The 1480-nt window shown below is 36.6% G+C and carries 1 protein-coding gene; it reads left to right on the top strand.

Features of this window, described 5'->3' with window-relative positions; translation table 11 throughout:
* Positions 1 to 85 precede the first annotated feature (85 nt).
* A complete protein-coding gene (locus tag EYW48_RS21080) occupies positions 86 to 1243 on the top strand; it encodes a hypothetical protein (RefSeq protein ID WP_277433036.1) in 1158 nt (385 codons plus the stop codon).
* Positions 1244 to 1480: the final 237 nt, after the last annotated feature.

Here is a 1480-nt window from a genome sequence, read left to right as displayed (position 1 = left end):
ATTCACATAACAAACAATTCAAGTGGATTCTCAACGCGTGGCAGTTTTACTATGCGTCAGGTAAAGTGCTTTAAGGTGCAATGCAGTGGCTTGGCCAGTGCGTTGTTCACCACTTAATTGGGCGTTATATCTCACGGGAGGTTTAGTGGAATCAATACATACATTAAATGCCAGAGAGCATGTTCTGCTCGAAGTCATGAAAAGAACCTTTAACCTAGATACAAAGGTTATAAATAGTGAAATTAACAGGCTGTTGGGTAAAACTGTCGAAATATTGAAGTCTAAAAACGTTAACTATAAAGACCTGAGAAATTGTTTAACGCCTTCAACGGACAAAGAAGAAATTATACTGGTATTTGATAGTGAGCAAATTGATAGCTATTGGTATGGTTATGATGTGATCGATAAGGTTTTACCGTTTTTTGATTCCAGAAGTAGCCATAGTGTTTTAGTCGGCGACTATTTAGATCATGGTGGTCAGATTAGTCAATCGAAGTTGTGTCATGAACTCTGGGCAAGTATAAACAAAAGAAATGACTCTACTTACCAATACGGTAATCAATACTTTTTCGTTTATATAAATAATCTGTCACCCTCTATGCGTAAAATACTAGATGAAGGGTTAAGTACATATAAGCCTTATACTGGCTATATTGATGTCACTTATGCGTCATTTATGAAAACATATGCTTCTTTTACTTTAGCTAAGTCATTTATCAAACATAAGAAAAAAATTATATTGTCCCATGCGCCAGATGAAGACGATGCTGAAAACATAAATACACTCGGTTACTCATTTGAAGAACATGGGTATACTGTGGTTAGCATTAACGAAGACCTAGATGGAGTGTTTCTTACATATAAGATAGAACGTCCCGTTCAAGGTGTTTTTGCTCGAGACACCGATTTTTCGATAAATGCTATCTCAACCACTTTACTACCAATTGATGAACTTGAAATTGAAATCGAAGATAGCAAGCTTGGTTATCTAAAAGAGCATAAGAAAGGTCGGATGAAGAAGTCGGAGCTCTTCCACTTTGATAGGCGTGAGTTAGAAATTCTAATTAAACAACGACTAGTTTATAACTATTTTTATAATCTGGCTTATCTGAAGGAGCACAATGTATCAAAATTTAATATTCTTGTTGAGAAATCCAACTCATTTGGTGAAGTAATACGACTAATGGTATCGCTTGAATATCAGCCCGATAGCAAGAAGTTGCGTCTTATCACTATGGTGTAGAGATATAACAAACAATTTAAGAGTGATTCAGCACGCTTGGCATTTTTGCTTTGGGGTAAGTTTAGTGTTTACGGTGGTCAAATTAAGTGTTGTGGTCGCGTGCTTCACACCTTAATTGGGCGTTATGTGTTTGATGAGTTTTTGAGGTCAAAGCTACGATTTCATTGAGAATTCGTTCCGTGTTTTCGGCAAGTTGGCTTGGTCGAAATGGATTCTTGAACAACCTGAGATTGATCG

The organism is Vibrio sp. 1180_3 (assembly GCF_029478545.1).
Classification (GTDB): Bacteria; Pseudomonadota; Gammaproteobacteria; order Enterobacterales; family Vibrionaceae; genus Vibrio; species Vibrio aestuarianus.
This window is presented reverse-complemented; position numbering and strand designations above follow the sequence as displayed.